Raw genomic sequence first — 7,442 nt, 5'->3', positions numbered from 1 at the left:
GTAGCAACCCACGAAACCCATGCCTTGGAGCGGCAAGAGAAACACCATATTCCGTGGCGCTGGGCGGTTGCGGCGCTGGTGCTACTGTTGGTTATGGGCTTCCTTGCCCGTCGGTTTTTCCGCTGATTCCATCGGTTTTCACCTAAAGACGGGTTCGGGATATGCCGCAACGGGTTCTGGTCATACCGACACGGGTTCATGTCGCACCGACATGGATCCATGTTACGCCGACATGAGTTCAGGTTGCACCGACATGAGTTGATGTTGCACCGACATGGGTTGATGTTACTCCGGACTGGGTTCTGCCAGAAGCAAGCTGAACCTGGCTGCGTTCCACAGGGGTTCGGGTAGGCTACACCCGAACCCCTTTTGGTTCCACCCGATATCGGGTGCGTCTCACATTGACACATGGCTGTTCCAACCTAACCCAAGATGACGCGACCTTAATCCATGTCGGTGCAACCTGAACCCAAGATGACCCGACCTTAACCCTTGTCGGCGCAACCTGAACCCAAGATAAGCTCACTCCGACCCAAGATGACTCCACCCCAACCCTAGGCGACTTCACCGGAGTCCCTTCAGCGTGCAGCTGAACCCGGGTGCGTTCGGCATGAACCCCTGTCGGTTCCACATGGATCGGGGGCCGTTCCACACGGGTTCGGGTTGCATCGGGATGGAACCGGGTTGCGTTGAACAGGGTTCAGGTCGGCGTTTCCGGAACCCGTTGCGGCATATCCTGAACCCGTTACAGCGATGTGTTGCCGGTTTTACAGGAACGGCTAATGCGTCGTCGAGCCGTCCATTCAAATAGTAACCTTTTGCTGGTTTTGTTTTCTGGAGCGTTGTCGGCAAGGTCAAATTCGCGGGGATGATGTCTGGATGATCGGCACATAATGTCGATACCATTCGAACTTTTCATCAGTTGACACAATGGCTAGGCCGTGCGCCTTTGCCGTAGCGATTATCATTCGGTCAAAAGGGTCTCGATGGTTGTCATGCAACGGGACGTCAGCATAGGTGGCTATAGTTTCATGACTAAGTGGAATAAAATTAAACCCGTCTTCTTTTCCCACCGTTATGATATCGGAAATATCAATAGCGAAATCGGACAGCTTGCCGATTGTTTGTTTTATCGTAATCTCGTAAAGGCTAATATCGGATACATAAATCGTATTTTTCCGGTCGGTAATCAGCTCCGTAGTAGCGTCTTTCAGATTCGGATGATTAAGTTGGAACCAAATCAAGATTTGGGTGTCAAGGAGGATTTCCATTACATATAATCCTTCATGTCATCAATAGGGTCATTGAAATCTTTGGGAATATCAAAATGTTTGCCCTTATGTTGCTGTAAACGCAGAAGCCCCCCTGGTCTTCGAGCTTTTTTAGCGCCCGACTTTTCTTCGTTGAGAAAAGTAACCACCACATCGGCCTTTTTGATGCCGCGTACCGGTTCCAAAAGTTTAAGCACACCATTTTCATAAACACCTTTGATCGCCGTATACATATCGATTCCGTTTTAGACAAAAATAGCAATAACTTTTGACAAGCCGCATTTGTTCTTTTTGTTTTCCTAACGCCTAGTGCTTTAGCCACACAAACGTCATGGGAACCAAAAATACTAGGTTTTTTTATCGAGAATCAGTAAGAAAATAATTTTCTTGTAAATGACAAAAATAGTCGTATCTTGCCTTTGTATATTTTACAAACCAGTTTATTCACATGGGGTAATTCTAAAAGCACCTCAGTAATATTATATAAACAAACAATAGTAGCTCTAAATAAAATAACCGAAAAGATGAGAAAAACACCTAATACGGCTTTCTTTATCATATTTTTCCGGTGGTAATTTAATCGTCGCCGGCCTTTTAAACAAGTGACAATAAGCATAACCTTTAACCATATTGATGCCAGGAATTATGAAAATAGTTGAGGCAGTAATAATCAATTGGAAACGTCCAGAGAATGTTGAGAAAATCGTTTTTGCCCTGAAACGACAATCAATTCCGTGTTCTATAACAGTTTGTGATTGTCATCCAACTTCCGAGTTCTCGTTAAGTGAAAGCGTAATTCATGGTGCAGACCGGATTTATAGATGGGCACATAATATGGGTGGGTTTAATCGATATGCTCCACTTGGAACATTTCATGCATTTTTATAGCTCTTCATAATTTTTTATGCCCAATAGAAAATCCTTGTACGCTATCTTTTTTACGGTTCTTTTGTTGTGGTCATGCATGACCGATCAAAACATAAAAAGTGAAGTGCATTTCCCCAACGGACTAAAGGTCGATACCATACCGTTTAGTTATTCTTCTACAGGACATATACTAGTAAAAGTGACTATTGAAGGCCAAGATTATCATTTAGGCTTTGACAGCGGTGCGCAACGGACAATATTTAGGAAAGGGATACCACTTACACAGATTAGTCAAGATAGTGGAGTCATTATGATTGACGCATATGGCGATCATTATGCCGCATCCAGTGTAGCGCTGGATACCTTGCACATCGGCCGTCTCAATATAACCGGCCTTGGTTGGAGCGTCCAAACGGATATGACAATGGATGGTATTTTAGGGGGTGATGTTTTACGCAATTTAGTTTGGAAAATCGATTTTGCGAGACGATGTATCTATGTAGCGAAAGAAGTCGACAGTTTTGATGAAGATAAAAAGCAGGCAACCCGATTTATGTTAATTAACAACTTACCATACGTTAAATTTCGTGTGAACGGGGTTAGTATAGAATATCTCATGGACACAGGAGATAATGGTTGTCTGAATATCAATAATGCACTACAGAAGATCCACCCTTGTGAATTTAATAATCGCACCATTTCATGGTACTTTATCCCTCAAAAGAACACACCTTTTGAAGCGTATATCCATGAACCCCGCCAACATTCCGTGATCGATACATTTAGTTATACCGATGGCGCCGTTGAAATTGGCAACCACTCGCTCAATCATGAGGTTGTTGAATTTGTCCCCTCCGACAGCCCGACGAGGTTCGGATTGGATTTATTACAGCGGTTTGATTATGTGGTGTTAGATTATCCTGGCAGGAAACTGCATTTGGGTAACCCTCAGCATAAGTCCTACCGGTATCTGGACAATATGACCAGACGAATAAATAGTATGGGCGTGCAATTGTCTACAGACACAGTTCCAATCGTAACAGGCATATCCTCTCTCGTAACAGGAAAGGACATTCTTTTGAAAGACACGATCGTGGCCATAGATGGGATTTCCTTTCTGAATCAACCTGCCTCATTCTACAGCGAGTCTTGTTTTATGCATGATGGAACAGGCGTTACACAGAAAGATAACCGCCTGAATACCGAAAAGGGTTGCCTACCTCCGAAACATACCCTTATGCTTGACCAATTTACCTACCGAAACGACACCGCAACGCTTAGTATAAAAAGGGGAAACAGAATCCATCAGGTAACGTTGACTCGCGGAAATCAATTTAGATATCTTCCCGATACAGTGATTCATTTTGGCGATGGCCCACCCCTTCCGGGGTATGTCGTAAAAAGCTATCAATGGGTAAATGATGAACGGGGCAACTATTATCTGCTGAATACTAACCAGCGGCCTTTTCGCGAAGAAGATTATCGCTAAACCGAAGTTATGGCGAACGTTTTTCATAAAGCGAAGCGAATGAGATTCCCTTCTTATACCCAGCATGACCAGATGGATTGCGGCCCTGCTCGCCTAAAGATTATCGCAAAACATTATGGGAAAAAGTTTTCGATGAAGTACTTGAGAGACAAGTGTTACATTACTCGCGAAGGGGTTTCACTATTTGATATCGCCAGGCATCCGAAGATATTGGTCTCAGAACGCTCGCTATAAAAGTACCGTTTGAAGACCGTAAGTCAGATCATTAAGAAAGCCCAAGTGCGAACAATACGAGGGTCGCATTCATGCGGAATATTTAAAAAGTGCAGTTTCATTAATTTATTTTGCTAATTTAATTAGTGTTTGTTATATTCGCATCATTATCATTTAAGAAACCCATTTCTCTTAATAACCCGATGAATTATGGCCGACATCTCCTCACCCCATGACAGTTTCTTCCGCTCGGTGTTGGATGATAGCCAGATGGCACTCGACTATTTCAGGTCGGCGCTGCCGGAACACGTCATCGGGTTACTCGACCTTTCCACGCTTAAGCGGGTGCCGGACAGCTACGTGTCAAGGGAACTGGAAAAGACGATGTCTGACGTGGTGTACCGCTGCCAGCGGGTGGATGGCAAGGGCAATGTGGCCGTGTGCCTATTGGTGGAGCACAAGAGCAAACCCGACAAATACACCCCGGTGCAGGTGGGAGGCTATCTGTTTTCGGGCTACCTTCAGCAGGTCAAACAGAGGCACAAGCAACTTTCGCCTATTATCCCAATCCTATTTTATCATGGCAAGCAGAAATGGGAATATTGGACATTGAATAGGCTGTTCGACGAGCTAGGCGATGAACTGCTTGGATTTATCCCGAAATTTGAGTACATTTACGCCAATTTGAGAGACACGCCCGACGCTGTTGTCGAGGCATTGAATAATCAGTTTTTGGCATCGTCGTTGCTGATACTGAAGCATTACCATAACAAGGCGTGGCTGAATCGGAATTTTCCAAAGGTGCTTTTGATGGCATTGTCTTCAGGAAGTAAGGAGTTGCAGCAAGCGTTTTTGATGTACAGTTTCGTTCAGGTTGAATTTACCGAGGAAAGGATAATGGAAATGATTAAAGAATTACCATTAGCGATTAAAGATAAAGTCATGAGTACATACGAAATGGCGGTTGAAAAGGGCCGAAAAGAAGAACGTATTAAAGCCCAAAGGCTGATTGAACAAGAGCGGGCTAAGGCAGAACAAGAGCGGACCAAAGCTTATACGGAAAAAATACGCTCCGCCGCGAAGATGAAGAAAAGCGGATTCGATAATGCGATGATTGCCGATATATTGGAGTTGTCTATTGAGGAAGTCGACAAGCTGTAGCCATTCAGGCGCTCATTAATAATAATATCGAACCACCCATATTGGGCGGTTTTGTTTTTTTACAGCCAGCCCGCAGGGGCTGGTGGAGTCTGACCTGCGGCCGCTGATGGGTAAGGAGAGTTTTAACGTGACCAATCGATGAGCTGCAAGCCACCCGCCATATCGTTGTTGATTTCAAAAAAAAGCATCATTTTGATTTTCAGTAATCAATGGGTATAATTGTCGAGCAGGTATGCTGATTTGTACGCAACAGACACTGTGTTTGTTTGTGAGGACCGCGTGTGGGATAGACGTGATTCGTGATCAACCGAATTAAACTGGGCATTTTCGATGGCGCGGAAAAAGTTGCCGACAATTAGTCTAGAAAATATCGTTGAGTCATTCTGACGAAGGGAGCAAGATACCGTCCAAAAACAATTTTACTGATCCATATCCATATACTGAAAAACATGTTCCAGATAGGTGTCTGTCTGTTCACTATGTTCTTTAAAAGGCACGAAAATTTTATCAACATCTAAATCGAAATCTTTGAACACAAAAAGAAAAGGCAAATTCTTGTTTTCTAAGCTAAGCCCTAGCTTTTCGTCCTCAAGGATGTATATCGGGAACTTTAAAGATTTGCCTCTGTATTTGAGACGTAATTCTCTAGCACTATATCCATCTACTAAAAGGCAGACCTTCTCTTCGTTGCCTTCAAATCGCTTTACTAATTTATCCAAAACCTGGTTAACGCATACATGGCAATCGAACTTGGAATACCTTAATACTAATATTGGAAAATCCTTTAAGACACCGATTAAGGGGGTGACGTTTAAATTAGAATCTACTAAACTTATGTTACCATCTATTTCTCTTCCGGTACTCGGGATAACAAGCTCCGGATAAATTTCCCAAAAAAATGTTCGGTTATCGTTGACTGAGGCAGGAGGTGGCGTGTTTTCGTTCTCGTTTTCGATAAAATTGTTTTTGGTTTTGCCCAGACCAAATCCCAAAGCCATCGCGGTTAATATACTTATAGTCAACCAGACGTATCTGTACTTAGTGTATATTTCTGTTTTCATCATCATTTTTATTTCGATTAGGAAAACCTAAATGCGGGATGATTATTGCTGAGTTTTAGCGATTCCAATTATAGACCAATGGTCCGTCACTAAGCCAACAACAATAAAATGTGGCGTTGCGTGGTGCCCCTAAAATTCCTTATTGTATAATATGTCTCTTTTTAAATCCGTTAATAACAAAATGGGGTTTTGGTCGTTACCTCGCGCATATATTTCTTTGATTTCTTTTGGCATAGTATGCATATTGCTCCCCTGTGCACTACGAGTATTTACCAAGTCGATAAAATTCTTAGATGAGATGGATGAAAGTATCTTTTCATCATCTACGCCAAGAATATCATTTCCTAAAATAGGCAAAAAATTCGTGGTCGAATCCGAGACATATCTTGTTAAACTAACCAGCGATTTGTTTGATAAATCGTACAGAAACGCGTCTGAATATGTTCCTCCCTTGAGCTTGAATACCAACTTGTCATCTAACTGGAAAAAATCGGTAATCAGGTATATTTTAGCCCCATTTTTTTTGACGAAAAGCTTCCTCTTTTTACTATATTTTTCATTTTGGGTAAAATCGTTCGGTATGTTCAAATGATTTGGAAAATTAAATCGGAATGCCCTGAACATTTCTCCGGACTCGTCGAAACAGTAGATATTTTCACTGTAGGGTTTCACGAAAAAAACCAAATGGCCCGATTCGAAAAAATAATTGTTCGCCCCGTAGACATCGTCTCTGTTGATAATGGAGGCATCAAAAGGTAAATATTGTCTACGTATTTGGTTATCTTTGAAAACGATAATATTATGTGGGTTTTCCTGATTTCTATCAGATTTTCTAAAAGCCAAATAGCTTAATTGATATTCATTTACGTGATGGTTTTCTCGTATGTTGTAATCTATTTCTTTTTTTTCATACACGCGCAAGAAATCTCCATTAAGGCTAAATTCAAAGATGTTAGCAGAATGTAGATCGTTAAAGTACAATTTTTTATTTTGATGATCCAGCGCGAAATCGACTACCTTTTCATATGGCATCGGTAGTGCATCATCATCAGGGCTAATTTTTTTTAAAAACTTTCCCTCTTTGGAGAAGAATAAAATCTGGTTTGTGGTTTTATCTAAGATGATATAGCGATCAATTAGACTTTCTAATTGGGTTATTTCTGAGAACTCAGATTCCTCTGTCGTTTCTAAAGAGACAAAATGAACCGCGTTTATAAAATCATCAGTTTTTAACGAAATGCTTTTCTGTGGTTGTATATCTATTGTTTTGAAATCTTGTCGATTGTTAACCTCTTCTGATAGGGATTTAGGATTGTGATTTTTACACCCTATTATGAAAATGAATAGAGGAATATAATAAACGTAATTTGTACAAGCCAT

General features: G+C 41.8%; 7 protein-coding genes. 3 read left to right on the top strand and 4 right to left on the bottom strand.

The annotated features are described in order from the left end of the window. Window positions 1-854: 854 nt before the first annotated feature. Complete coding sequence (locus U9S71_RS08835; RefSeq protein WP_326326833.1) at window positions 855-1,271, bottom strand: type II toxin-antitoxin system VapC family toxin; 417 nt, start codon at window positions 1,269-1,271, stop codon at window positions 855-857. Continuing rightward, the gene (locus U9S71_RS08830; protein ID WP_326326832.1) at window positions 1,271-1,504 is read right to left on the bottom strand and encodes an antitoxin family protein; all 234 of its coding nucleotides are present in this window, start codon (window positions 1,502-1,504) and stop codon (window positions 1,271-1,273) included. Before U9S71_RS08830 ends, U9S71_RS08835 begins: the two co-directional genes overlap by 1 nt. Window positions 1,505-2,175: 671 nt before the next feature. Here U9S71_RS08830 and U9S71_RS08825 point away from each other — a divergent pair. The 3 genes from U9S71_RS08825 to U9S71_RS08815 all read left to right on the top strand — a co-directional run bounded on the left by U9S71_RS08825 (window position 2,176) and on the right by U9S71_RS08815 (window position 5,001). Further along, the gene (locus U9S71_RS08825; protein WP_326326831.1) at window positions 2,176-3,627 is read left to right on the top strand and encodes a retropepsin-like aspartic protease; all 1,452 of its coding nucleotides are present in this window, start codon (window positions 2,176-2,178) and stop codon (window positions 3,625-3,627) included. Window positions 3,628-3,636: 9 nt separating this feature from the next. Beyond that, window positions 3,637-3,861: a cysteine peptidase family C39 domain-containing protein gene (locus U9S71_RS08820; RefSeq protein WP_326326830.1), complete on the top strand. Its 225-nt coding sequence runs from the start codon at window positions 3,637-3,639 to the stop codon at window positions 3,859-3,861. 189 nt (window positions 3,862-4,050) lie between these two features. Next, window positions 4,051-5,001 (top strand): Rpn family recombination-promoting nuclease/putative transposase, encoded by a 951-nt coding sequence (locus U9S71_RS08815; protein WP_326326828.1) that lies wholly within the window; start codon window positions 4,051-4,053, stop codon window positions 4,999-5,001. A gap of 419 nt (window positions 5,002-5,420) precedes the next feature. Here the strand turns inward: U9S71_RS08815 and U9S71_RS08810 are convergent, their stop codons facing one another. Further along, window positions 5,421-6,068, bottom strand: coding sequence for a hypothetical protein (locus U9S71_RS08810; RefSeq protein ID WP_326326827.1), 648 nt, complete (start codon window positions 6,066-6,068; stop codon window positions 5,421-5,423). A 123-nt stretch (window positions 6,069-6,191) separates the two neighbouring features. After that, entirely contained in the window at window positions 6,192-7,442 is a 1,251-nt protein-coding gene (locus U9S71_RS08805; RefSeq protein WP_326326825.1) for a DUF4934 domain-containing protein, read from the bottom strand.

It is taken from the genome of Parapedobacter flavus (assembly GCF_035818675.1).
GTDB lineage: Bacteria > Bacteroidota > Bacteroidia > Sphingobacteriales > Sphingobacteriaceae > Parapedobacter > Parapedobacter flavus.
The sequence above is the reverse complement of the archived record's forward strand: the minus strand, read 5'-3'. Positions and strand labels throughout refer to the sequence as shown.

What these genes read in the sequence shown, in the direction of transcription:
- U9S71_RS08810 (WP_326326827.1), bottom strand. Translation starts at nt 6,068, where the DNA reads ATGATGATGAAAACAGAAATATACACTAAGTACAGATACGTCTGGTTG.
- U9S71_RS08815 (WP_326326828.1), top strand. Translation starts at nt 4,051, where the DNA reads ATGGCCGACATCTCCTCACCCCATGACAGTTTCTTCCGCTCGGTGTTG.
- U9S71_RS08805 (WP_326326825.1), bottom strand. Translation starts at nt 7,442, where the DNA reads ATGGCTTGTACAAATTACGTTTATTATATTCCTCTATTCATTTTCATA.
- U9S71_RS08820 (WP_326326830.1), top strand. Translation starts at nt 3,637, where the DNA reads ATGGCGAACGTTTTTCATAAAGCGAAGCGAATGAGATTCCCTTCTTAT.
- U9S71_RS08825 (WP_326326831.1), top strand. Translation starts at nt 2,176, where the DNA reads ATGCCCAATAGAAAATCCTTGTACGCTATCTTTTTTACGGTTCTTTTG.
- U9S71_RS08835 (WP_326326833.1), bottom strand. Translation starts at nt 1,271, where the DNA reads ATGGAAATCCTCCTTGACACCCAAATCTTGATTTGGTTCCAACTTAAT.
- U9S71_RS08830 (WP_326326832.1), bottom strand. Translation starts at nt 1,504, where the DNA reads ATGTATACGGCGATCAAAGGTGTTTATGAAAATGGTGTGCTTAAACTT.